Consider the following 21,642-nt stretch of genomic DNA (forward strand, 5'->3'; position numbering starts at 1 on the left):
TCCAGTGGCAGGAAAGCCCCGTCGTCGATCAGCGCAGTCGGCCCGTCGCAGCGCGCCGCACCCCGTCGACGAGCAGCAGCGCACCCCCGACCGCCGCGACCACGCCGAACGCCGCGATCACGTCCCCCGGCCGGTGCCAGCCCACGGCCATCACCGACACCGACGCGCCCGCGACGAGCACCACCCCGACGAGCCCGGCCACCCACCGCAGCGCCACGGGCAGCGCCAGCAGGGCCGCCACGACGAGCGCCGTGATGACGGTGACGTGCCCGCTGGGCAGCGAGTTCTCCGCCGCCCCCTCCCGCGGGAGGGCCGACTTGAGGACCTGGGTCAGCGCCTGCGTCGCGAGCACCAGGACGACGCCGGCCGCCGCCGCCCACGGCCGTCGCCGCAGCAGCGCGATCGCGGCGATCACCACCAGCACCAGCCCGACCGAGGCCACGTCGACCAGCCGAAGCAGGCCGAGCAGCTCGTCCTGCACCGACGAGAAGCGGTCCTCGACGGCGAGCATGAGCGCGTGGTCGAGCCGGCGCCCGCCGGCGTCCGCGACCAGGAGCAGCCAGCTCGCCGCGGTCACCACCACGCCCGCCGCCGCGAGCAGCACCCCACCCACGACGCGGACGGCCCACCCTCCCGGCTGCGGCGCCCTCCCTGGGGAGAGCGGACGCAGGGGGACGGTGGGCCGTTCGGCGAGGGTTCCGGCGGTGGCCATGTCCCCAGGGTCCCCGCCGGACCTGATGATTCCGTGAGAACGCCCCCGGTGGGCCCGGGATCACCCCTGATGGGCGCGGGTGGCGTGCCCGAAGACGATGACGTTGTCCTCGTAGTTGCGGGTCGACGCGTCGAAGGCCCCGCCGCAGGTGATCAGCCGGATCTCCGGCCGGGTCGTCGGGCCGTACACGGCCGCCGTCGGGAAGGCCTGCTTCGAGGCCCGCTCGACGCGGTCGACGACGAACACCACCGAGGTGCCGTCGGCGCGGTGCACCATCACCTCGTCGCCGGTCGCGAGCGCGGAGAGGTCGGCGAACCCGCCCTTCTTGCCGGCGTAGTTGATGTGCGAGGCGAACACGGCGGGCCCGTCGGTGCCCGGGGCCGCGCCGCGGGAGAACCAGCCGACGGTGGCCGCGTCCGGCGGGACCTGCAGGGACAGGTCCTCGTTGAACCCGAGCTTCATGATCGAGTCCCGGGTCACGCCGATCGCCGGGATCTCGATCCCGGTGGGCGCCGACGCCGCGAGCGGCAGGGCCAGCGACGGCGCCCCGGCGGGCACCGTCACCGTCGACCGGTCGGTCCGGGCCGAGCCGTGGCCCGTGGTCACGACGGCGAACAGCGCGACGGCGGCGAGCGCCACGACGATCAGGGTGGTGAGCACCGAGGCGACGCGCGAGGTGCGCGACGCGGCGCGGGACGTGGGCCGCTCGCGGGTCTCCGTGTCGGGCATCGTCAGCGCTCCCCGGCGGTCAGCAGGTCGGACCCGTCGGACTCGTCGGCCGCTTCGGACTCGTCGGCCGTGCCCTCGGTGTCCTCGCGGCGGCCCACCGTCGCTCCCGCGACGGTGGCGAGCGCGAGGCCCGCCAGGGCCGCGGCGAGACCGGGTGCGACGACGGGTGCCGAGTCGCCGGTCGCGACCCCGCCCACCGGGTAGCCGACGTAGTCGTCGCAGACCGTCGCGTAGTCCTTCGCGTTGCGCTCGCAGGCGACGCCGTCGTGGTCGCCGTCGAGGTGGTTCGGGTCGGACGGGTCGGCGTGCAGGACCGCCTGGGCCTCGTCGTAGGACAGCTGGGCGCAGTCGAGGTCGCGGAACCGCCAGGGCAGATCCCCCCACGCGGTGTGGACCGGCTCGGTGCTCGTGCTCCCGGGGTGGGTCGGGGTGGCCCGCAGGCCCGCGAGCAGGTCGGTCAGCTTCGAGATCAGCGCCGTGAGGTCGAGACCGCCGAAGCTCGGCGGGAGGGACCCGCAGAAGGACGCGAACTGCTCGCCGAGGGTCGCCTCCTGCCCGGCCGGCGCGTTCACCTTGCTCGCCAGGTAGACGCAGGCGTCCCGGGGGTCGGTGAAGGTCCCGTCGGCGGGGAGGGTCGGGACGGTCGGCAGCCCGGTGAGGTTTCCGGACGGCAGGCTCCCGAGGACGTCCCCGACGGTCGTCCCGGTGCCGGTGAGGCCCGTGAGGCCGGTCAGCGCCGTCGAGACGGTGGCGGGCGTGTCGGTCGTCGCCCGCGGGGCGGCACCCCCGACGACGGCGGGCGCGGAGCCCGCGCCGGCCGTCCCGCCCGTGGCCGTGCCCTGACCCGACGACGGGGCCCCTCCGGTGCCGGACGACCCCGCGGTCCCGCCCGACGTGGCCGGCACCTCGTCGGTGGTCGTCGGAGCGGTCGTCGTCGGGTCGGTCGTCGAGCCGGAATCCGAACCCGAACCCGAGCCGGTCGTCGAGCCCGAGCCCGAGCCCGTCGTCGTGCCCGAGCCGCCCGACCCCTGGTCGGCCGGCACGCAGCTCGTCCCCGACGCGTCGAGGACCTGCCCGCTCGTGCAGTCCGGCACGCTCGGCGTCGTCTCCGCCGACGCGATCCCCGGTGCCATGACCGCGAACCCCACCAGACCCGCGGTCAGCAGCGCCGCTGCGCGGATCCCCGTCCCAGCCGTCATCGGCCCCGTGCTCCTCGGTCTCCGTCCCGCCACCCCGCGGGACCGTCGACCTCGCATCGCACGGATTCCGGTCAAGCGTTACACCGAGCAGCCCAACCCTTTGCTATCTCTCGACCCGCGTCCGGCGCCGGGGCCCGCCGCGGCGCCGCCGGGCCAGCATGTGTCCGGCCACGAGGCGGGCGGGGCTCTCGCGCAGACAGATGGAGACACCGGCGTCGAGCATCGCCACCAGCTGCTCGGTCGGGGCGGTGCGCGGGAGGAGCACCACGACCTCCGTCCCGGGCCGGCGCTCGACGAGGTCGGCGACGAGCGCCGGGTCGGGCTCGAGGAGCACGACGAAGTCGACGCCCGGGTGGTAGGAGGGCCGTTCCGTGGCCACCACCCGCCACACGTCCGGCGCGACCGCCTCGAGCAGCCGGGCCGTGGAGCGCGATCCGACGACCTCCACCGTCGCGGGGGCGTCGTCGTCGAGCCGGTCCTGCGCCTCCGGCGGCGACGGCACCGGCAGCGGCCCGCTGGGGTGGTCCACCGGGACGTGCTGGACGGGGACCTGCTGGGCCGGGACGTGCTGGGGCGGGACCGGGGCGCTCGGCTGCTCCCGCCCCCCGCTGCGGGGCGCGCCCGGACGGGAGACCGGCGGGACGGCGTGCCGCCCCGAGTGCAACGAGAACCTCATGTCCCCGATGGTGACGCGAGATCCTGGACGCTCCCTGAGTGCCGTCTGTGGATCCTCGCTCGGGGGCGGACACGCCGACGCGGCGGCGTCCGGGGGATGGACACCGCCGCGTCGGCAGGCACCGCCGTCAGGACAGCGGACGGCTCAGGTCGTAGACGGTGCGGCCGCCGACCTCGATCTTGGTGAAGTGGCTGGTCACCCAGGACGTGATCTCACCGGTGGTGCCGCGGTCCATCGGGCCGCCCGTGGCCCCCCGGTCCTGGGCGCCCGCGCCCGGCGCCCCACCGGGTCCGCCCGGGCCCATGCCGCCCCCGGGGCCCCCGCCCACGACGTAGTACCGGATCTGGCCGGTGGCGACGTACTCCTGGAACTGGGCCAGCGTCGGGGCCGGGTCGCTGCCCATGAAACCGCCCATCGCCATGACCGGGACCCCGGAGGAGAGCTGCAGGCCGGCCTGGTTCATCGCCCCGGTCGTGGCGGCCGCCCATCGGGTGCCCGCGCTCCGCAGGAGGGCGACGAGCTCCGGCGAGGTCTGCTCGCCCATCCCCGGACCGCCGCCCATCCCGCGCATCCGGTCGGCCTGGGCGCCGCCCTCACGCCCGGCGCCTCCGGGTCCTCCGGGGCCGCCCATCATGACGTTGCCGGTGTCCGGGCCGGCCGAGACGACCGAGCCCTGGTGCGGCGTCGCGGCCGTCACCGCGGCGAAGGCGGTGGAGGCCCCGACGGTGCCGACGAGCGCCAGCACGGCGACGACGACGGCCACCGCCCGGCGGACGAGCAGACGCGGCAGGAGGAGCCCGATCGCGCCGAGCACGCCCGCGGCGACGACGACCCAGCGCAGCCAGAGACCCCAGTCGGCCTGGGTGAGCACGACGGCGCTCCACGCGGCGGTGCCGGCGACGGTCACCGCGAGCACGATCCGGGCCGCGAGCCGGGCCCGTTCGCGCCACAGGATCGAGGCGCCGGCGGCGGCCGTGACCGCGACGCCGGGCACCATCGCCACCGTGTAATAGGGGTGGATGATCCCGCTCATCTCGGAGAAGACCAGGGCGTGGACGACGAGCCAGCCCCCGCCGAGCAGCAGCAGCGCCCGGGTGCGGTCGGTGCGGGGCGCGCGCCGGGTGAACCACAGGCCCGCCAGGAGCAGCACGATCGCACCCGGGAGCAGCCAGGAGGCATTGCCGGAGAACTCCGAGGTGAACAGCCGGCCCAGGCTCGGGGAGCCGCCGAAACCGCCACCGGGCATCCCGCCGGGACCGCCCGGCCCGCCGCCGGGCATCCCGCCGGGTCCACCCGCGCCACCGGGCACACCGCCGCCCCCGGGCATCCCGCCCGGCATGCCGCCGGCGCCGCGGCGGCCCCCTCCGCCGCCGGGACCGCCCTCGCCGCCGAGGACGCGCTGGAGGCCGTTATAGCCCAGGGCGAGCTCGAGCAGCGAGTTGTCGGTCGAGCCGCCGATGTACGGCCGGGACGACGCGGGCCAGATCTGGACGAGCGCGACGTACCAGCCGGCCGAGACGACGATCGCGACCCCGGCGGCCACCAGGTCCCCGATGCGGCGGCGCAGCCGCGTCGGCGCCGCCACCAGGTAGACCAGGGCGAGGCCGGGGACCACCAGCATGACCTGGAGCTGCTTCGTGAGGAAGCCCAGCCCGACGAAGGCGCCGGCGGCGACCAGCCACCACGTGCCGGCCTTCGTCCCCGCGGCGTCGACGGCGCGCACCGTGGTCCACGCGGCGAGGACCATGCAGAGCACGAGCATGGCGTCGGGGTTGTTGAACTTGAACATCAGCGCGGCCGCCGGCATGAACGCGACCAGCGAGGCGGCGGCCAGCGCGGTGCGCGGGCCGGACCAGCGGCGGACCATCGCGTACACCAGGGCGACGCTCGCGACCCCCATCAGGGCCTCGGGGACGAGCATCGACCAGGTCGAGAACCCGAAGATCCGCCCGGAGAGCGCCATCACCCACATCGAGGCCGGGGGCTTGTCGACGGTGATCAGACCCGGCGCGTCGAGCGCGCCGAACAGCCACGCCTTCCACGACTGCGTGCCTGCCTGGACGGCAGCCGCGTAGAAGGAGTTCGACCAGCCGGCGGCGCCGAGGTCCCACAGGTAGGTGACGGCGGTGGCGACGAGGAGCAGCCAGAAGGTGGGGCGCACCCACGACGGGTCCTCGGGGCGGCCGCGCACCAGGCGACGGCCTCGGGAGCCGGTGGCGGCGGCCGGGACGGCGAACCGGTCGGTGGCGGGATCGCCGTCGGACGCGGATGCCGGGCTCTGGGCATCGGTGGTCGTGCTCATGGGGGTGCGGGGCTCCCGGAAGGCAGGCGGGTTCGACGGTGTCGGTTTCCGGACGTTCAGTGTCTGCGGTGCGACACCGCTGGCAGCAGGGACTAGGCGGACTGGCGGCGCGGGTGGAACACCCACGACCGGTAGGCGACGAAGCGCAGCAGGGTGGCGACGGCGTTGGCGATCACCAGGACGACCAGCTCGGTGACGTGGCTCGCGCCGGGGGAGAGGACGTCGAGCAGAGCCAGCGAGCCCGAGGTCAGCACCAGCCCGAGCCCGAAGACGACGAGGCCCTCCACCTGGGAGCGGCCCGCGTGGCGCTTGCCGCGGATGCCGAAGGTGAGCCGGCGGTTGGCCGCGGTGTTCGCGACGGCGGTGATCACCAGGGCGAGCAGGTTCGAGACCTGGGCCGGCATCGCGGTGCGGAACAGCGAGTAGAGCAGGAGGAACGCGACGGTGGAGATCACACCGATGACCGCGAACCGGACGATCTGCGCGGTCATGCCCGGGGCCACCCCGGCGGTCTCGTCCGCGCCGGCTCCGGTGATCTCCTCGCGGCCGAGCTCGCGGCGCAGCTGCGCGACCGGCAGGGCGCCCGTCGCGAGGGCCTTGCCGACGCGGGCGACGCCCTTGAGGTCGGCGACCGCGGTGGCGACGACGTCCACGCGCGAGTCCGGGTCGTCCACCCAGTCGACCGGGACCTCGTGGATCCGCAGCCCGGACCGCTCGGCGAGCACCAGCAGCTCGGTGTCGAAGAACCACGCGGTGTCCTGGACCAAGGGGAGCAGGCGCTCGGCGACGTCGGCGCGGATCGCCTTGAAGCCGCACTGCGCGTCGGAGAACCGGGCCCGCAGCGTGCCGCGCAGGATGACGTTGTAGCAGCGGGAGATGATCTCCCGCTTGGCGCCGCGGACGACCCGGGAGGTCCGCGAGAGCCGGGAGCCGATCGCCAGGTCGGAGTGGCCCGAGATCAGCGGCGCGACCAGCGGCAGCAGGGCGTTGAGGTCGGTCGAGAGGTCCACGTCCATGTAGGCCAGCACGGGCGCGTCCGACGCCGTCCACACGGTCCGCAGCGCCCGGCCGCGGCCCTTCTGGTCGAGGTGGACCACGGCGACCTCGTCGTACTGCGACTCGAGGGCCTTCGCGACCGCGAGGGTCTTGTCGGTCGAGGCGTTGTCGGCCACCGTGATCCGGAAGCGGTACGGGAACGCGTCGGTCAGGTGGGCGTGGAGTCGCTGGACGCACGGGCCCAGGTCGCGCTCCTCGTTGTAGACGGGGACGACGACGTCGAGGACCGGGGTGGAGTCATCGGGCTCGATGGCGGCCCGGGGAGCTGGACGGCCGCCGGTGAGCGGAGCACCACCGGACGGATCCGGGGTGTGGGGAGCGATCGCTGCGGTCATGGTTCCACCGTCGGGGTCGGACGTGGACGGACGGTGGGACCCGCCTGTGATCGTCCTGTGGGTGGCGCGGCGTCGGTCGGCGGTGACCGGATCGTCGGACGGGTAGGGGCCACATCGGGCCGGGGACGCCATGCACCCAGGGTCGGCAGGCACGATGTCCGGTGACTGGAGACGAGCTGTGGGTCACCTGTGTCCGCTCCGGACCCGATCGGGCATCGGCGTCCGGTTCACGGCCGGCGTGAGCGCGCTCATCTCAGGAACTTTGCAGACAAGCCGCAGGGCCCCCACAGCCGACAGGAGCACGCTCGCAGCCATGACCGACCAGGACCCGTTCGCCAGGGCAGGCCAGCCCGGCGAACCCGCCCACTCCGCCGGCCCCGCCCCGCGCGACGGGTCCGCGAGCGCGGGTGTGCGGTACGAGAGCCACCAGCACGACGCGACCGGCCAGGCGACGCCCTCGAACCCGTGGCGCGCCCCGACCGCGAACGACAACCCCGCCGGCACGGCCACGATGCCGCGCACCGAGCAGCCGACCGAGCAGACCGGGTCGCCGTGGGCGACGCCCACCGGTTGGGGCCAGCACGGCGCGGCCCAGCCGCCGTCGGGACCTCCCCCCACCTCGCACTGGCCCACCGGCGGGTCGGGCGGTGGCGGCGGGCGGCGTCGCCGCAGCCCGCTGGTGCTCGTCGCGGCGGGACTGGCGGCGCTGCTCGTGGCGGGCGGGGTCGGCGGCGTCGTCGGGTACGAGGCCGCGAGCGCCGGCTCCGGCGGGAACAGCTCCGTGCTCTCCGGGAGCTCGGACTCGTCGTCGTCCTCGTCGTCGCCCGCTCCCGCCGGCTCGGTCGAGGCGGTGGCCCAGAAGGTGCTGCCGAGCGTCGTGCAGCTCCGCGGCCCCTCCGGCGAGGGCTCGGGCATCGTCATCTCCGCCGACGGACTGATCCTCACCAACGCCCACGTGCTCGAGGCCGGTCAGCAGCAGACGCAGCAGCAGGGCGGCCTGGGCGGGCTCGGTGGCCTGCTCGGCGGCGGGCAGCAGCAACAGCAGCAGCCCTCGACGGCCGGCACCCAGCTCCAGGCGGTGTTCCAGAACGGCCAGACCGCCTCGGTGCAGGTCGTGGGCACCGACGCCACCGCCGACCTCGCCGTCGTGCGCGCCCAGGGCGTCTCGAACCTGACCCCGGTGGCGCTCGGCGACTCCGGCCAGCTCCAGGTCGGCCAGGAGGTCGTCGCCGTCGGGTCGCCGCTGGGCCTGTCCGGCACGGTGACCTCGGGCATCGTCTCCGCGCTGCAGCGCCCGGTGGCGACCGGCGGCGCGCAGAGCGGCCAGGCGACCGTCATCGACGCCGTCCAGACCGACGCCGCGATCAACCCCGGCAACTCCGGCGGCGCGCTGGTCGACATGAACGGTCGCGTCATCGGGATCACCTCGGCGATCGCGTCGCTGGGCTCGTCGTCCGGCGGCGAGGGCGGCGGGCAGCAGTCCGGCTCGATCGGGCTCGGGTTCGCGATCCCGATCAACCAGGCCAAGCGGATCGGCGACCAGCTCGCGCAGCAGGGCTTCGCGAACCAGGCCGTCCTCGGCGTCGGCGTCGCGCAGGACCAGCAGCAGGGGTCGACCACCGAGAACGGCGCCACGATCGGCTCCGTGAGCCCCGGCGGCGCCGCGGCGAACGCCGGCCTCAAGGCCGGCGACGTCGTGACGAAGGTCGACGACCGGTTGATCGACGACGGTGACTCGCTCATCGCCGCGGTCCGCGCCGAGAACCCCGGTGCGCAGGTGACCCTGACGGTGCAGTCGCAGGGGCAGCAGCCGCGCCAGGTTCCGGTCACCCTGGGCACCGAGCGGGCGCCGTCCAGCTAGGTGGCCTCCGGCCTCGTGAGCACTAAGTGCCGCTATAGCGGCATTTAGTGCTCACGTGCGCGGAGCGCACCTACGGCACGAACGGGACGTCCTCGGGCGCGGCGTGCCGGGCGGCGAGCAGCGCCTTGGCGGGCGCGCCGATCGGGATGCGCAGGGGCAGGTGCTCGGCCTCGACGGCGTCGACCGTCGCGGCCGCCACCTCCTCCGGGGTGATGAGCGTCCGGCGCTCGGTCGGGGCCGTCCCGAGGTGGGCGTACGGGTCGCCGGGCAGCCGGAACCAGTCGACGTCGTCGAGGGCGCCCGAGCTCACCGCGCCCGGCTCGAGCAGCGCGACGTCCAGGCCGAGCGGCGCGGTCTCGATCGCGAGCGCCTCGACGAGGCCCTCGAGGGCCCACTTGGTGGCCGCGTAGGCCGCGTTGGGCGGCAGGACGACCCGGCCCACCACGCTCGACATGAACAGCAGCCGGCCGCGGCCGCGCGCCCGCATCTGGGGCAGCACGGCCTGCGCCACCCGCAGCGCGCCGAGGGTGTTGCGGTCGAAGAGGGCCGCGAGCTCCTCCGGCGGGGTGGCCTCCACCGCCGCGTAGAAGATGACCCCCGCGTTGGACACCAACGTGTCCACCTCGCCCGCCGCCGCGATCGCCGCGGCGACGCTCTCCGGGTCGGAGACGTCGAGGGCGAGCCGGGCGTCGACGTCGAGCTCGGCCAGGGTGCGCGGGTCGCGGGCGGTGGCGACCACCCGGTGCCCCCGCGACGCCGCCTCGATCGCGATCGCCCGCCCGATCCCCTTCGACGCTCCCGTGATGAGCACCGATGCCATGACCGCCTCCTAGTGGGTTCAGTTCCTGAACTTGCTGCGGGCGGTAGGCTAGCACGGTGAGTTCAGAAGCTGCACCCACGAGACCCCGGGTCTGCGGCATCGCCGACGCGCTGGTGCTCGTCGGGGACCGCTGGGCCCTGCTGGCCCTGCGCGAGCTCGGGTTCGGGGTGGGGCGCTTCAACGACATCCAGGTCAACACGGGCGCCCCGCGCGCGAGCCTCTCGGCGCGGCTGCGCTCGCTCGAGGAGGGCGGGCTCGTCGAGCGGCGGCGCTACTCCGAGCACCCGCCCCGCGACGAGTACCTGCTCACCGAGGCCGGCCGCGAGCTCCTGCCGGTGCTCGCCGACCTGCGGGCCTGGGGCGAGAAGTACGCGTCGCCGATCGTCCGCGGGACGTCGCCGTGACCGGGGCGGACGACCTCGACGCCCACCGATCCGGAAGCTGCTGCGCGAGGCGGGCTGGACCAGCTAGTTGACGCACCCCGGCGCCGCGGCGGTGATCGGCGGCGTCACCGGGGCGGGCGGGGTGGTCGTCGTGCTCGCGCCCTGGGCGGAGGACGAGTCGTCGCTCTGCGTCCCGACCGGGGTCACCGCCGCGGGAGCGGTGGGCGGAGGGACGACGCCGCTGTCGACGTCGATGGCGTCGGTGACGAACGGCCGCACCTGGGACGGGTCGACCTGCACCGCCTGACCGTCCTCGGGGGTCTCGAGCTCGTCGGTGCCCGTCGGGATTGTGCGGAAGGTGACCGCGCCCGCGGAGAGGTCCTGCATCTGCGTCGCGAAGGACAGGGCGTTCCATCCTGAGTCCAGCGTCACCGACCGCGAGACGACGCCGGTGAGCCGGTCGACCGCGAAGGGGTTGGCGAGCGTGCCCGCCGAGAGCAGCCGCTTCGTGGCGCCGGCGAGGAACACCTGCTGGCGGGCGATGCGGTCGAGGTCGCCGCCGGGCAGCCCGTGGCGCTGCCGCACGAAGGCGAGAGCCTGGGTGCCGCTGACCAGCTGGGGACCGGCGGGGAGCCGGAGGCCGGAGTACGGGTCGTCGACGGGGGCGCGCAGGCAGACCGGCACCCCGCCGATCGCCGAGCTGACGTCGGCGAACCCCGCGAGGTTGACCGACGCGAAGTGGGTGATCTGCAGGCCGGTCAGGGACTGCACGGTGTCGATGGTCTCCTTCGCGCCGGCGGCCAGCGCGGCGCGGCGCACCGCCGGGTCGTCCGGGGACACCGACGGGCCGGCGTCGGGCGCGAACGGCGAGGTGGGGGCGCCCGAGGACCCGCTGCCGGCCGTCAGCGAGTCGGTCGTGTAGGCCACCGCGCGCGAGTAGGCCGAATTGATCTTGTGCTTGCCGTAGCCGTCGGCGAGCTGGACGTAGGAGTCGCGGGGGATCGAGATGGCCGTCGCCCGGCCGCCGCCCGCGGGCACGTGCACGACGATGATCGAGTCGGCGGTGTCCCCACCGTCGCTGCTGCCGCCGGCGTGCAGCGCGTCGAGCAGGGCGGGCGGGAGCGGGTTGCCCTGCGGGTCGGTCCGACTGTCCACGCCCAGCAGCAGGATGTTCTGCTCCGCGGCCGGCCCGCCGGACCCGCTCGCGATCACCGACGCCGAGGCGGTGGATCGATCCAGCACGCGGACCTGGGTCCAGGCGAACGCCGAGACCACGAGGACCGCCGCCGACGCCACGACGAGCAGGGAGCGAGCGAGCAAGCGCACACGCCGCCGCCCCGTCGTGGTTCCACTCACCTCACCATGGTTCCCGTTCGCCGACGGATCGTCACCGTGATCTGGCACGAAGCGGGTGTCGATCGGGTCCCGGGACCCACAGTCGCCTCACACCCGCCCCGGCGCGCACCCACGGCGACCACACCGGCCAACCCACGCGAGGCGACCCCTCGGCCGTTCCCCTCCTGCCGCCCCGGGGCGGGCCGAGCCCTCACAGCACGCCCACAACGACGCCCCAGGAACCGGACAGAGCGGCTCAGCAGAGTCGTGACCATGACGACCACGACCGATCTCCGCACCGTGCCCCGGCCCGGTCCGCGCCCGGCGCCCCGTCGGTCCGGTCGGACGGGGGCCCGGCACGCGCAGCCGTCGCGCCCGCTCTCCCGGCTCTGGCGCGGGTCGCTCGAGGCGCCGCGGTGGGAGCGCCCCGCCCTGCTCGCCCTGCTGGTGGGCACCGCCCTGCTCTACCTCGTCGACCTCGGCGCCACCGGGATGGGCAACACCTTCTACGCCGCGGCGGTCCAGGCCGGCACGCAGTCGTGGGAGGCGCTGCTGTTCGGGTCGCTGGACTCCTCGAACTTCATCACCGTCGACAAGCCGCCGGCCTCGCTCTGGGTCATGGCGCTCTCCGGGCGGATCTTCGGCTTCAACGCCTGGTCGATGCTGGTGCCCGAGGCGCTCATGGGCGTCGCCTCCGTCGCCCTGCTCCGGGCGGCCGTCCGGCGGTGGGCCGGCCCGGGCGCGGGGCTGATCGCCGGCACCGCGCTCGCCCTCACCCCGGTCGCCGTCCTGATGTTCCGGTTCAACAACCCGGACGCGATGCTCGTGCTGTGCATGACGGCGGCCGCCTACGCCGCCGTCCGCGCCATCGACGCGGCGGCCACGCGGGCCGGCGTGCGGTGGATCGTCCTCACCGGCGCGCTGCTCGGTCTCGGGTTCCTGACGAAGATGCTGCAGGCCTGGCTGGTCGTCCCCGCGTTCGTGCTGGTCATCGTGCTCGCGGCGGCGGTCACCTGGCGCCGGCGTCTGCTGCTCCTGGTCGCCGGCCTCGGGGCGATGCTCGCCTCCGTCGCCTGGTACGTGCTGCTCGTCGACCTGTGGCCCACCTCCTCCCGGCCCTACATCGGCGGCTCGACCGACAACTCCTTCCTCGACCTGGTCCTCGGCTACAACGGCCTCGGCCGCATCTTCGGTGGCGAGGGCAACGCCGGCGGGAACGCCGGTCCCGGCGGCGGTGGCAACACCGGCTTCGGCGGCTCCACCGGCATCACCCGGATGTTCAACGAGTCCTTCGGCAGCCAGATCTCGTGGCTGCTCCCGGCCGCGCTGATCGTGCTGGTCGCCGGGCTCTGGCTGACCCGCCGGGCCCCGCGCACCGACCGGACCCGCGCCGCCCTGGTGCTCTGGGGCGGCTGGCTGCTGGTCAACGGGCTGGTCTTCAGCTTCATGAACGGGACCGTGCACGCCTACTACTCGGTGGCGATGGCCCCGGGCCTGGCCGGCACGCTCGCCGTCGGGGGCGCCCTGCTCTGGCGCCGCCGCGAGGAGCTCCTCCCCCGCCTCGCCCTGGCCGCCGCGCTCGGCGCGACCACGGCCTGGAGCGTCGTGCTGCTCCGCCGCACCCCGGACTTCCTGCCCTGGCTGCGCTGGGTCGTGGCGATCGCCGGCGCGGTCGCCGTGCTGCTGGTCCTCGCCGGCCTCGTCACGCGCCGCACCTGGACCCGTCGGGCCCTCCCGGTCGTCCTGCTCGCGGCGCTGCTCGCCGGGGCGGGCGGCACCGTGGCCTACGCCGCGGACACCGCGACCACCGCTCACTCCGGGCCCGTCCCCTCCGCCGGCCCCTCGACCGGGAACGGCATGGGCGGCTTCGGTGGCGGCACCCCGCCTGCGGGCCAGCGCCCGGCCGGCGCACCCCAGGGCGGCGCGGGCGGCATGGGCGGGCTCGGTCTCGGCAGCACGACGTCGGCCGCGGTCACCTCGCTGCTGCAGAGCTCGGACACCCGCTGGTCCGCGGCCGTGATCGGTTCGCAGAGCGCGGCCACGCTCGAACTCTCCTCGGGCACGGCGGTCATGGCGATCGGCGGCTTCAGCGGCACCGACACCGCCCCGACCCTGGCGCAGTTCCAGGCCCTGGTCGCGGCCGGCGACGTGCACTACTTCATCAGCTCCGGGGACGGCGGGGGCATGGGCGGCGGTGGGATGGGCGGCCAGGGCGGCTCGGACTCGGTCGGCTCCCAGATCACCACGTGGGTGAAGGCCCACTACACGGCCACGACCATCGGCGGCACGACCGTCTACGACCTCACGCAGCCGACCAGCTGATCCGGGTTGGACCCGGGCGGGACACCGCCCGGGTCCTCCTCGTGCAGCGGGTGGGCGAGCTCGTCGGGCCCCAGCCGGCCCGCGGCCAGCGCCACCGCCCCGATCACGACGGGCACCACGGCGGCGACCACGAAGACCGGGGTGAGCCCCACGAGGGCACTCGCCGGTCCGGCCAGCGCCATCGAGACCGGCATCAGGCCCAGCGACACGAAGAAGTCCAGGCTCGACACCCGACCCAGCAGCCGCGGGGGCACCCGGCGCTGGAGCAGCGTCTCCCAGATGACCTGGGGCGCCGAGAACACGGCGCCGACGACGAACGCGGCGAGCACCATCGGCCAGAGCGCCGTCGCCAGCCCGAACACCGCGAGCGGCAGCGCCGCCAGCGACCACATCACGATCATCGTGGTGAGGTAGCGCCGCGGGGTCGGCAGCGAGCCGGCCGCGAAGGACCCCGCGGCCCCGCCGAGCCCGTAGACGGCGAGCACCAGCGCGTGCTCGCCCGGTCCGCCACCGGCGCGGTCCTTCACCGCGAAGGGCACGAGGACCTCGAGCGGGCCCAGCACGACGAGGACCATGAAGCACGCGAAGACGATGGTCACCAGCAGCCACCGCGTCCGGGTCACGTACCGGACGCCCTCGCGCAGGTCCGCCAGCATCCCGCGGGGCTCGGCGTCGTCCGCCGCCGTCGCGGCTCCACTGGCGTCCGCAGGCAGCGCGCACGCGCAGGCCAGCGAGACGCCGGACGCCGCGGCCACCGCGAGCAGCGCGACGCCCGGCCCGGCGGCCGCGACGAGGACGCCGGCGACGGCCGGACCACCCGCGTAGAGCAGGAGGGGGCGCAGCACCCCCTCCAGACCGTTGACCGCCTGCAGCTCCCCGGCGGGCACCAGCCGCGGCAGCAGCGCGGCGTACGCGGGGAAGGCGAGGCCACCGGCCATCCCGATCACCGCCGCCACGACGACGAGGGCGGCCGGCCGCAGCGCGCCGCCCAGTGAGAGCGCCGCGACCAGCCCCGCGCCCGTGAGCTGGACCGCCGCCACCACCTGCAGGATCCGGCGCTGCGAGAGCCGGTCGGCCAGCACCCCGCCCAGCAGGGCGGTGCCCACCAGCCCGCCGGCGAGCGCGCCGCTCACCGCCGAGAAGGTCGACGCACCCCCGCCGAGGGCGATGACCTGCCACACGACCGCGACCACCCACAGGCCCTCGGCCAGCTCGGAGCCGACCACGGTGCCGACCAGCCGCCGGTACGCCGGGTGCCGCAGCGGGCGCACGGCCCGCGGCAGCCGGCTCCTCCGCGCCTCCGCGACCCCCGTGTCCACGCGGGGGAGGCTAGGTCGGACGGGTCCGGCGACGCGCCCGGTTTTCGGGGCGGACCGGGGCTCACGCCGGGGGACCACGATCAGGGAGCCGCGGCACGCCGCGAGGAGATCCGCGCGACGCGCCACCGCTCCCTCGCCCGCGCCGGCGGAGCCGATCCCGGCCTCACCCGCCGGGTCGTACGGTCGGCCCATGTCGCGCGCGCTGACGTTCGGGACGAGGGCCGACGACTACGACCGGCTGCGACCGGGCCCGGCGCCGGCCGCCCTCGACCACGTCCTCCCGCCCGGGGCGCGCCGCGTCGCGGACCTCGCCGCCGGGACCTGGTCACCCGCGCGGTCCTCGCCCGGCCCGACGCGCACGCCGTCGTCGCCGTGGAGCCCGACCCGCGGATGCTCGCCCGTCTCGGCGCCACCGCACCGGACGCGCTGCCCGTGCGCGGCGTGGCCGAGGCGATCCCGCTCGCGTCCGGCGCGCTCGACGCGGTGCTCGCCTCGTCGGCCTGGCACTGGTTCGACCCGCCGACGGCGACCGCCGAGATCGCCCGCGTGCTGCGCCCGGGCGGCACGCTGGGGCTGCTCTGGAGCCGGGCCGATCCGCGGGTGGACTGGGTGGCCGAGGTCCGCGGGATCGGGCGCTCGCACGCGGACGGCTCGGCCCGGTTGTCCCGCCGCGGGTTCGACGTCGAGCTCCCGCCCGGGCACGGGTTCGACACCGGCGAGCTGGTGGCGGTGTCGTGGACCCGGACGATGACCCGTGACGAGATCGCCGGGATGGTGTGCACCTACAGCGGCGTCCTCGAGCTCGACGCCGCCGCGCAGGACGAGGTCTTCCGCGCCGCCCGGACCCGGCTCGACGAGCTCGTCGACACCGACCCGGTCGAGGTCCCGTTCGAGACGGTCGCCCGGCGCTGGGTCCGCTCCTGACGGTGGGACCGGCGGGCCCCGGGGCTCAGGCGGGACGCGGCATCCGCGGGCGCCGTGCCGCGAGCGCCCGGTGCGGCACCCGGGTCGGCGCGCCCGGGGCCACGGTCCGCGCGGCACGGCCGGCGGGCGCCCCGCCGCGGATCGCCGGGGTCACCGGCAGGGGCCGACCGGTGAGGACCGCCGACAGCACGCCGAGCAGGTCCTGGGGGGTCGCGTACTCCGCCTCGGGCAGCCGGGCGAGCAGCTCGCGCGTCACGCCGTCGCACCCGTAGATCTCCCCCGCGGTGACGACCTGCCACCGACGCGCCGGGAACGGCACGTCGCGCAGGATCGGGACCAGGCGCTCGGCGAGCGCGGCCGGGCTGGTGTCCCGCAGGGTCAGGCCGGGGACGACGGGGGCACCGGGGCGGGGTGGCGTGGTCATCGGGAGCTCCTCTGGGTCAGCGGCATCGAGGGCCGCATCCACCGGTTAATCCCCCGTCCGCATGTTCCATACGCCTGTCCCGCCGTCATTCGCGTGTGGAATGTTCCGAACAGCGGAATCGGTGCTGGTCCGGACGATCACCTCGTGCGCAACACGACGGTCGCGTGCGCCGCGACGGGCGCACCGGGTCCGACCGGTCCGCCACCCACCAGGTCGCGGCCCGCGACCCCCGCCGGCACCGTCACGGGGTGGTCGTCGAGCGCGGTGACCGACACCGCGGTCGACCCGTCGGACAGGCCGCGACGCAGGACCAGCCGACCGGTGGCGTCGTCGAGCTCGACCGCCGGCATGCGGGCCGCCGGGTCCTGGTCGATCGCGACGAGCGCCCGGTCGCCGAGCAGGGCGAGCGTGGCCGGCGACGCGTGCGCCACGTCGGTCCCCACGAGCAGCGGCGCGGCCAGCATCGACCAGACGGCCATCTGGGTGGCCTGCTCGGCGGGGGTCAGCCCCACGTCGACCGTGCCGTCACCCGTGACCGACGCCCCCGGCCCGTTGCCCACCTCGAGCATGTCCGGGTCGTTCCACCCGCCGCCCGGGGGCGCTCCGGCGCGGCCCGCCACGGCGACGTCGCGCCGGATGATGTCGGCGACCGAGGCCCAGTCGTCGGCGACGTCGTGCGTGGTCCGCCAGAGCTGGGCGACGCCGGGCGCCCAGAGCCACGGCGCGGAGTTCCCCTTGTCGCAGACCGCGAGGACCATGGGGCGGCCGGTCGCGCGCAGGGCGCGGGCCATCGTCGTGTACCGCGCGACGGCGTCGGTGCCGGCGGTGTAGCAGTCGTCCTCCTTGACGTAGTCGACGCCCCACGCGGCGAACGACGCGGCGTCGGCGGTCTCGTGCCCCAGCGAGGCCGGGAACCCGCGGGCGTCGCAGGTCAGGGTGCCCGCGCTCGTGTAGAGCCCCAGGCGCAGACCGCGGGCGTGCACGTAGTCCGCGAGGGCGGCGATGCCGTGCGGGAAGCGGACCGGGTCGGGCACGAGCCGGCCCGCGGCGTCCCGCTGCGGGGCGGCCCAGCAGTCGTCGAGGTTGACGAAGCGGTAGCCGACGTCGCGCAGCCCGGTCCGCACGAGGGCGTCCGCCTGCTCCCGCACCCAGGCCTCGTCGAACGCGTCGGTGCAGCCCACGGCGTTCCAGTCGTTGATGCCCATCGGCGGCGTCGCGGCGAGCGCCGACGGATCCCCGGGAGCGCCCGGGACGAGCGGCGCGGCCGGGGCGTCCGCCGCCCCGGTGGCGAGCACGACGACGAGCACGGCGACGGCAGCGGCGACGACCCGCCCGCGGAGGGGTGTGCGGCGCAGGCGGCGGGCGGACAGGACGGGCATCGGGAGCGGACCCTGCCCGACCGAGCTGTGTACGCCGTGGGTTACCCATGAGTAGGTTGGTCGGCATGAGCGCTGTGCTGTCCTCGTGGAACCGCTTCTCCGGCACGCTGCCCGGCCGCCTGCTCGTCAGCGGCGCGGTCTGGCTGCGGGCGCCCTACTTCCTCACCGCCGCCCCGGTGATCCTCGAGCTCGACGAGAAGCACAGCCGGGTGCGGATGGCGAACTGGTGGCTGACCCACAACCACCTCGGCACCGTGCACGCGATCGCCTCGTGCAACCTGGCCGAGTACGCGATGGGGGTGCTCGCCGAGGCGGCGGTGCCGGCGACCCACCGCTGGATCCCGATCGGCATGGACGTCCGCTACCTCGCCACGGCCAAGACCTCGGTGACCGCGGACGCCGCGTTCGCCACGCCGCCCGCGTTCGGCCCGGACAAGGAGGACGTGACGGTGGAGGTCGCGATCCGCGACGACGCCGGCGCCGAGGCCGTCCACGCCTCGATCCACCTGCGCATCTCGCCCCGCCCGCCCCGCTGAGGGGGTCGGGCGCGGGTCCGGCGTCCGGTGATCAGGAGCACGTGCGGCGGCTCGACCGGGCTCGCAGCCTGCCTCCGGCGCCCCTCGCGGCGGCCCACCCCGAACGGGGGCCGCCGGGCCCGGCGCTGTGCCACGATCGATGCACCATGACCGTCCCGCGCCCCGACCGGAGCCCCGACGCCGGTCCGGACGCACCGGGGCGGCGCGCCGCCACCGCCGGGCAGGTCGTCGCGCAGCGCTTCACCGCCCGCCGGGTCGCGTCCGCGCTGGTGCGCCGGGACCCGGCGCCCCGGGTCGACCCGCTGCGCGGCCACACCCGCGCCACCGTCGCCGGGGGCTTCCTCGCCGCCCTCGCGCTGGGGGCCGCGGCCGTCGTCGGGGTCGTGGACCGCCCGGCCGACTGGCGCTCCGCCGCGATCGTCGTGGCGGCCCACTCGGGCGCCCTCGCCGCGGTCGCGCACGACCCGGACCGGCTGATCGGCGTCCCGAACCTCGCCTCGGCCCGCCTCGTCGCCGCGGCGCTCGCGGGCGCCCCCGCCGCGGCCGACCCGGTCGAGGTCGCCGACGACACCCTCGACGCCGCGCCCCGGGCCCGGCCGGTCGGCATCGTCGACGCCCCCGCGCTGCCGCCGCCCGACCAGCCCGGCCCCGCGGTGTGGTCGGTCTGCGACACCACCGCGCCCGACCCCGCCCCCGGCGTGGCCTGGACCCGGCCGCGGACCACGACGACCGTCGCCGGCGCGGCCGCGCCGCCCGGGCGCCCGCTGGTGCCCGGGGAGGGCCTCGTCGTCGTCGACCGGGCGGGCCGGACCTGGCTGGTGCACGACGGGGTCCGGGCGCGGCTGGACGTGTCGCGCCCGGCCGTCGTCGAGGCCCTCGGCCTCGGTGGCCTGCTGCCGCGGCCGGCCAGCAGCGGCTTCCTCGCCGCCCTGCCCGAGGCGCCGCCGATCACGCCGCCCGCCGTGCCCGGGCGCGGCGCCCCGGTCCCGGTCGACCTCGCCGGCGAGCGGGCGGGGGGTGTGGTGCGGGTCGTCGGACCGGGTCGGCCCGACACCTACCTGCTCGTGCTGCCCGACGGGGTCGAGGTGGTCCCGGAGCTGCTGGCCCGGGTCATCCGCCTCGACGACCCGGCGCGGTCCGGGGTGCCGATCCCGACCGTCTCCCCCGCCCAGGTCGCCGCGCCGCCGCTGTCCCGCGCGATCGACGCGAGTGCCTTCCCCGATCCGGCGCCGGTCCCACTGCCCCCCGACCGGGCGCCGACCGCGTGCGCCGACCTCAGCGGGACGGGCGCCGCCACGGTGACGGTCCCGGCCCAGCCGCCCGCGCCGAGCACGGCGTTGCGCCAGGCCGACGGGTCCGGCGACCGGGTCGACCGGGTCTCATTGCCCGGCACCGGGGCGGCGGTGCGGACGGTCGGCGCGGGTGCGGGGGCGCTGGTGGTGGTGTCGGCGACGGGCTCGGTGTCCGGGGTGCCGGACGCCGCGACCGCGGAGGCCCTCGGGCTGGGCCGGACGTTCTCCGAGGTCCCCCAGGCCGTCGTCGGGCTGCTGCCGAGCGGGCCGGCCCTCTCGGTCGAGGCCGCGACGCGCCCGCTGGGCTGAGCGACCGCGCTCAGGGTGCGGCGACGAGCTGCTGCGCGGCCGAGGTCGTCGAGGTGGGCGAGCTGGGCTCGGAACGCCCGGTCGGCGTCGTGGTGACCACCACCGGCGGCGGCGCGACCACCGGCGCCGGGGTCGTCGTCACCACCGCGGGCGGCGCCGAGGTGGGCGCGACGGGCGCGGGCGTCGTCGTCGTGAGCCGTGCCCGCGTGCGGACCGGTGCCCGGAAGCGGGTGGAGCGCACCGGCTCCGCCTCCTCGGTGGTGGGCACGACGGCCGCGGCCGGCGGCGCCGGGATCGCGGGCACCGAGGTGGGGGGCGGCGGCGGGAGCGGCGTGCTGGACGAGGCGCCCCGGACGAGGGTGTAGGCGATCGCGGAGCCCGCGATGAGGACGGCGGCCAGCGCCACCCCGGCCGCGACCAGGAGACCGCGCCGGCGCCGGGCCGGCCGTGGCGGCCCGCCCGAGGGGGTCTCGGCGTACGCCCCCGTGGTGGCCGAGGAGCCGGTCGGCGACGGGGGACCCGGCACCGCGGAGCCCTGTCCGGGCACGGCACTCGTCGGGAAGGCGCCGGTGGGCGCGGCCATGAGGGCCGGGGAGAGCACGGTCTCGGCGTCGAGGCCGACCTCGCGGGACACCGCGCGGGTGGCCGCGAGGACCTCGTCGGCGTCCGGGCGGGCCTCCGGGTCGTCCGCGGTCATCGCGACGAGCAGGGTCCGCAGGGACTCGGGCAGCCCGACCGGGACCACCGGGCGCCGGTGCAGGCGGGCGACCGCGGCCTCGAGGGCGTTGCCCGGGTACTCGCGGCGCCCGGTGACGCACTCGATGAGCACCAGGCCCAGCGCGTAGATGTCGACGGCGGGCGTCACCGCCTCCCCGCGCACCTGCTCGGGGCTGAGGTAGGACGCGGTGCCGATGACCATGCCGGCCGCGGTGACGGGCGCCGCGTCGCGGACCGCGGCGATGCCGAAGTCCGACAGGTGGGCGCGGCCGTCGGCGTCGAGGAGCACGTTGCCCGGCTTGACGTCGCGGTGCACCACGCCGCGGCGGTGCACGTAGGCCAGGGCGTCGGCCAGCGCGGCGCCGAGCGCGATCACGTCGCCGAGCGGCAGCGGCCCCCGGCGGATGCGCTGCGCGAGGGTGTCGCCCTCGATGAGCTGCATGACGAAGTAGGCGCGGCCGTGGTCGTCCCCCACGTCGTAGACGGTGACCAGGCCGGGGTGCGACATCGCCGCGAGGGTGAGCACCTCGCGGCGGTTGCGCGCGTCGGAGCCCTCCTCGAGATCCCCGACGAGCTCCGCGGGCGGCGCGGCCGGGCGCGGGGTGCCGCCCGTGCCGCGGCCGTAGCGACCACCGGCCTCGGCCTCGGGGGCCTCGCCCTCGGCCCCCTCGGCGGTCGGCGGCGCGGCCGGCTCCTCCGGGCCCTCGGCGTCGGCGTTCCCCGCGGCCTGGGCGTTCGCCGCGGCGACGACCTCGCCCCCCGCGCCGAACATCTTGATCGCGACGTCCCGGCCGAGGAGCTCGTCGCGGGCCCGGTAGACGTCCGCGGCGCCGCCGCGGCCGATGAGGTCCCCGACGGTGTAGCGGCCCCCGACGACGGTGGGCGGCCCGGCATCGGTCGTGCTCACCGGCCACCCCCTCGCTCCCGGGGCGCGCCTCCGGCGGGTCCCGTCTGCAGCCCGGGACCTCGTCCCGAATCGATTCTCCCCCAGGGACGGGCGCCGTGTCTGCCG

18 protein-coding genes are annotated in these 21,642 nt (G+C 76.3%); 6 read left to right on the forward strand and 12 right to left on the reverse strand.

The annotated features are described in order from the left end of the window. Positions 1–28: 28 nt before the first annotated feature. From HH311_RS05640 to HH311_RS05665, 6 genes are all read right to left on the reverse strand, one after another. Positions 29–712, reverse strand: coding sequence for a phosphatase PAP2 family protein (locus HH311_RS05640; RefSeq protein WP_169182499.1), 684 nt, complete (start codon positions 710–712; stop codon positions 29–31). 60 nt (positions 713–772) lie between these two features. Continuing rightward, the gene (locus tag HH311_RS05645) at positions 773–1,441 is read right to left on the reverse strand and encodes a class F sortase (protein ID WP_169182500.1); all 669 of its coding nucleotides are present in this window, start codon (positions 1,439–1,441) and stop codon (positions 773–775) included. Positions 1,442–1,443: 2 nt separating this feature from the next. Further along, the gene (locus tag HH311_RS30875; protein ID WP_248292013.1) at positions 1,444–2,640 is read right to left on the reverse strand and encodes an excalibur calcium-binding domain-containing protein; all 1,197 of its coding nucleotides are present in this window, start codon (positions 2,638–2,640) and stop codon (positions 1,444–1,446) included. A 103-nt stretch (positions 2,641–2,743) separates the two neighbouring features. Continuing rightward, on the reverse strand, positions 2,744–3,316 hold the full coding sequence (locus tag HH311_RS05655; protein WP_169182501.1) for a hypothetical protein: 573 nt from the start codon (positions 3,314–3,316) through the stop codon (positions 2,744–2,746). Between the two features lie 127 nt (positions 3,317–3,443). Further along, on the reverse strand, positions 3,444–5,618 hold the full coding sequence (locus HH311_RS05660; RefSeq protein WP_169182502.1) for a glycosyltransferase family 39 protein: 2,175 nt from the start codon (positions 5,616–5,618) through the stop codon (positions 3,444–3,446). Positions 5,619–5,710: 92 nt separating this feature from the next. Continuing rightward, positions 5,711–7,009, reverse strand: coding sequence for a bifunctional glycosyltransferase family 2/GtrA family protein (locus tag HH311_RS05665; protein WP_169182503.1), 1,299 nt, complete (start codon positions 7,007–7,009; stop codon positions 5,711–5,713). 313 nt (positions 7,010–7,322) lie between these two features. Here HH311_RS05665 and HH311_RS05670 point away from each other — a divergent pair, with 313 nt between their 5' ends. Further along, positions 7,323–8,870, forward strand: a complete 1,548-nt coding sequence (locus tag HH311_RS05670; RefSeq protein WP_169182504.1) for a S1C family serine protease — start codon at positions 7,323–7,325, stop codon at positions 8,868–8,870. 70 nt (positions 8,871–8,940) lie between these two features. Here HH311_RS05670 and HH311_RS05675 read toward each other — a convergent pair whose 3' ends face one another. Then, positions 8,941–9,690 (reverse strand): SDR family oxidoreductase, encoded by a 750-nt coding sequence (locus tag HH311_RS05675; protein WP_169182505.1) that lies wholly within the window; start codon positions 9,688–9,690, stop codon positions 8,941–8,943. 56 nt (positions 9,691–9,746) lie between these two features. On the opposite strand from HH311_RS05675, the gene HH311_RS05680 reads away from it, so the two are divergent. Beyond that, positions 9,747–10,094, forward strand: a complete 348-nt coding sequence (locus tag HH311_RS05680; protein WP_169182506.1) for a helix-turn-helix domain-containing protein — start codon at positions 9,747–9,749, stop codon at positions 10,092–10,094. A 63-nt stretch (positions 10,095–10,157) separates the two neighbouring features. Here HH311_RS05680 and HH311_RS05685 read toward each other — a convergent pair whose 3' ends face one another. Continuing rightward, positions 10,158–11,399, reverse strand: a complete 1,242-nt coding sequence (locus HH311_RS05685; protein ID WP_312029960.1) for an LCP family protein — start codon at positions 11,397–11,399, stop codon at positions 10,158–10,160. A 282-nt stretch (positions 11,400–11,681) separates the two neighbouring features. Between HH311_RS05685 and HH311_RS05690 the strand changes: the two genes are divergently transcribed. Continuing rightward, entirely contained in the window at positions 11,682–13,730 is a 2,049-nt protein-coding gene (locus tag HH311_RS05690) for a glycosyltransferase family 39 protein (protein ID WP_169182508.1), read from the forward strand. Here the strand turns inward: HH311_RS05690 and HH311_RS05695 are convergent. Then, positions 13,703–15,049 carry an MFS transporter gene (locus HH311_RS05695; RefSeq protein WP_312029961.1) on the reverse strand — a complete coding sequence of 449 codons (1,347 nt, stop codon included), beginning with the start codon at positions 15,047–15,049 and terminating at the stop codon, positions 13,703–13,705. The genes HH311_RS05690 and HH311_RS05695 overlap by 28 nt on opposite strands. On the opposite strand from HH311_RS05695, the gene HH311_RS33125 reads away from it, so the two are divergent. After that, entirely contained in the window at positions 14,984–15,973 is a 990-nt protein-coding gene (locus tag HH311_RS33125; protein ID WP_312029962.1) for a methyltransferase domain-containing protein, read from the forward strand. The genes HH311_RS05695 and HH311_RS33125 overlap by 66 nt on opposite strands. Before the next feature lie 25 nt (positions 15,974–15,998). On the opposite strand, the gene HH311_RS05705 is transcribed toward HH311_RS33125, so the two are convergent. Then, entirely contained in the window at positions 15,999–16,397 is a 399-nt protein-coding gene (locus HH311_RS05705) for a DUF2795 domain-containing protein (RefSeq protein ID WP_169182510.1), read from the reverse strand. A gap of 137 nt (positions 16,398–16,534) precedes the next feature. Next, positions 16,535–17,776: a glycoside hydrolase family 27 protein gene (locus tag HH311_RS05710; RefSeq protein WP_169182511.1), complete on the reverse strand. Its 1,242-nt coding sequence runs from the start codon at positions 17,774–17,776 to the stop codon at positions 16,535–16,537. A 65-nt stretch (positions 17,777–17,841) separates the two neighbouring features. Between HH311_RS05710 and HH311_RS05715 the strand changes: the two genes are divergently transcribed. Together HH311_RS05715 and eccB are read left to right on the forward strand one after the other, a co-directional pair. Then, entirely contained in the window at positions 17,842–18,312 is a 471-nt protein-coding gene (locus HH311_RS05715; RefSeq protein WP_169182512.1) for a hotdog fold domain-containing protein, read from the forward strand. Between the two features lie 146 nt (positions 18,313–18,458). Further along, complete coding sequence (gene eccB, locus HH311_RS05720; RefSeq protein WP_169182513.1) at positions 18,459–19,913, forward strand: type VII secretion protein EccB; 1,455 nt, start codon at positions 18,459–18,461, stop codon at positions 19,911–19,913. Between the two features lie 10 nt (positions 19,914–19,923). On the opposite strand, the gene HH311_RS05725 is transcribed toward eccB, so the two are convergent. Then, a complete protein-coding gene (locus tag HH311_RS05725; RefSeq protein WP_169182514.1) occupies positions 19,924–21,537 on the reverse strand; it encodes a serine/threonine-protein kinase in 1,614 nt (537 codons plus the stop codon). Positions 21,538–21,642 lie beyond the last annotated feature (105 nt).

This window comes from Actinomycetospora sp. TBRC 11914 (assembly GCF_012933465.1).
GTDB lineage: Bacteria > Actinomycetota > Actinomycetes > Mycobacteriales > Pseudonocardiaceae > Actinomycetospora.

What these genes read in the sequence shown, in the direction of transcription:
- HH311_RS05640 (WP_169182499.1), bottom strand. Translation starts at nt 712, where the DNA reads ATGGCCACCGCCGGAACCCTCGCCGAACGGCCCACCGTCCCCCTGCGT.
- HH311_RS05645 (WP_169182500.1), bottom strand. Translation starts at nt 1,441, where the DNA reads ATGCCCGACACGGAGACCCGCGAGCGGCCCACGTCCCGCGCCGCGTCG.
- HH311_RS30875 (WP_248292013.1), bottom strand. Translation starts at nt 2,640, where the DNA reads ATGACGGCTGGGACGGGGATCCGCGCAGCGGCGCTGCTGACCGCGGGT.
- HH311_RS05655 (WP_169182501.1), bottom strand. Translation starts at nt 3,316, where the DNA reads ATGAGGTTCTCGTTGCACTCGGGGCGGCACGCCGTCCCGCCGGTCTCC.
- HH311_RS05660 (WP_169182502.1), bottom strand. Translation starts at nt 5,618, where the DNA reads ATGAGCACGACCACCGATGCCCAGAGCCCGGCATCCGCGTCCGACGGC.
- HH311_RS05665 (WP_169182503.1), bottom strand. Translation starts at nt 7,009, where the DNA reads ATGACCGCAGCGATCGCTCCCCACACCCCGGATCCGTCCGGTGGTGCT.
- HH311_RS05670 (WP_169182504.1), top strand. Translation starts at nt 7,323, where the DNA reads ATGACCGACCAGGACCCGTTCGCCAGGGCAGGCCAGCCCGGCGAACCC.
- HH311_RS05675 (WP_169182505.1), bottom strand. Translation starts at nt 9,690, where the DNA reads ATGGCATCGGTGCTCATCACGGGAGCGTCGAAGGGGATCGGGCGGGCG.
- HH311_RS05690 (WP_169182508.1), top strand. Translation starts at nt 11,682, where the DNA reads ATGACGACCACGACCGATCTCCGCACCGTGCCCCGGCCCGGTCCGCGC.
- HH311_RS05705 (WP_169182510.1), bottom strand. Translation starts at nt 16,397, where the DNA reads ATGACCACGCCACCCCGCCCCGGTGCCCCCGTCGTCCCCGGCCTGACC.
- HH311_RS05710 (WP_169182511.1), bottom strand. Translation starts at nt 17,776, where the DNA reads ATGCCCGTCCTGTCCGCCCGCCGCCTGCGCCGCACACCCCTCCGCGGG.
- HH311_RS05715 (WP_169182512.1), top strand. Translation starts at nt 17,842, where the DNA reads ATGAGCGCTGTGCTGTCCTCGTGGAACCGCTTCTCCGGCACGCTGCCC.
- eccB (WP_169182513.1), top strand. Translation starts at nt 18,459, where the DNA reads ATGACCGTCCCGCGCCCCGACCGGAGCCCCGACGCCGGTCCGGACGCA.